The 1,715-nt window shown below is 74.0% G+C and carries 2 protein-coding genes; both read left to right on the plus strand.

What is annotated here, in order from left to right; genetic code table 11:
- A partial coding sequence (locus ACXJKL_RS20500; RefSeq protein ID WP_457208839.1) for an ABC transporter transmembrane domain-containing protein occupies positions 1-1,101 on the plus strand: 1,101 nt, incomplete at its 5' end.
- On the plus strand, positions 1,098-1,715 hold a 618-nt coding region (locus ACXJKL_RS20505; RefSeq protein ID WP_457208840.1), incomplete at its 3' end, for an ABC transporter transmembrane domain-containing protein. The genes ACXJKL_RS20500 and ACXJKL_RS20505, both read left to right, overlap by 4 nt.

The following is a 1,715-nucleotide window of genomic DNA, read 5'->3' on the forward strand; positions in this document are numbered from 1 at the left end:
GAGCTGTCCAACACCGGCACCGACATCGTCGGCGGCCTCCGCGTCCTGCGCGGCATCGGCGGCGAGCAGGTCTTCCTCGCGCGCTACCGCCGCGAGTCGCAGGCCACCCGCACCGCGGCGGTCAACGTCGCCAAGCTGCAGTCGGTGCTCGACGCGCTGCAGGTCTTCCTGCCCGGCACCTTCGTGGTGCTCGTGGTCTGGCTGGGCGCCCGGTCGGCCGTCGCGGGCGAGATCTCGGCCGGCGAGCTGGTCGCGTTCTACGGCTACGCGGCGTTCCTGATGCTCCCGCTGCGCACCGCCACCGAGTTCGCCAACAAGGTCATCCGCGGCCTCGTCTCGTCCCGGCGGATCTGCAAGGTGCTGGCCCTCGAGCCCGACCTCGTCGACCCCGCCGTCCCTGCCGATGCGCCCGCGCTCGGCTCGGAGCTGTACGACGCCCGCACCGGGCTGCGGGTCCGTCCCGGCCTGCTCACCGCGATCGTGAGCGAGCGGCCCGACGACTCGGCCCTGCTGGCGGACCGCCTCGGCCTGGCCGCGCCCGAGCCGGACGACGACGTCACCTGGGGCGGCACGCCCCTCACCTCGCTGCGCCAGGCGGACCTGCGCGACCGCATCCTCGTCTCCGACACCGGCGCGGCCCTCTTCGCCGGGCGGCTCGGCGACCGCCTCGACGAGCGGGGCGGTGGGGACGTCGGGCGCGCGATCCACACCGCATCGGCCGAGGACATCCTCGAGGCGCTCCCGGACGGTCTCGACTCGGTCGTCACCGAGCGGGGCCGCAGCTTCTCCGGCGGCCAGCGCCAGCGACTGGTGCTGGCGCGGGCGCTCGYCGCCGACCCGGAGGTGCTGGTGCTGGTCGAGCCCACCAGCGCGGTCGACGCCCACACCGAGATGCGGATCGCGTCCCGTCTGCGCGACCACCGGGCCGGGCGCACCACCGTGGTCACCACGGTGAGCCCGCTGCTGCTCGACGAGGTCGACGAGGTCGCCTTCCTCGTCGACGGCCGGGTCGTGGCCGTGGGCACCCACGCCGACCTGCTGGCCGGCGAGCCCGCCTACCGCACGGTCGTCGTGCGAGACGTGGAGGTGGCGGCATCGTGAGTGTGACCACCAAGCTCCCCGTGGCCGACGGTCGTGCCGTGCGCCGCTACGTCCGGCAGGTCGCGCAGCGGCACCCGACCCTGCTCTGGTCGGCGCTGGGCCTCCACGTGCTGGCCGCGCTCTCGGCTCTCGCCGCGCCCCAGCTGCTCGGCGACCTCGTCCAGGCCGTCGAGGACGGCACCACCGTCGACCACGTCGACGAGATCGCGATCTGGCTGGCGGTCTTCCTGCTCGCCCAGTCGGTGCTGACCCGCTTCGCCCGCTACCGCTCCCAGGTGATGGGCGAGCTGGTGCTGGCCGAGCTGCGCGAGGACTTCGTCAAGAACACCCTCGCCCTCCCGGTGGGCACCGTCGAGGCGGCCGGCTCCGGTGACCTGCTCACCCGCACCAGCAGCGACATCGACCGCCTCGGCTGGTCGGTGCGCTGGGCCCTGCCGGAGTGGACCATCGCGGTCGTGACCGCGGTGCTGACCTTCGCCGCCGCGCTCAGCGTCGGCTGGTGGGTGTTCCTCCCCTGCCTTCTCGCGCTCCCGCCCCTGGTCACCGGACTGAGGTGGTACCTCGCCCGCGCCAAGGACGGCTACCTGCGCGAGACGGCGTCGTACTCCCAGATC

The organism is Nocardioides sp. P5_C9_2 (genome assembly GCF_054049555.1).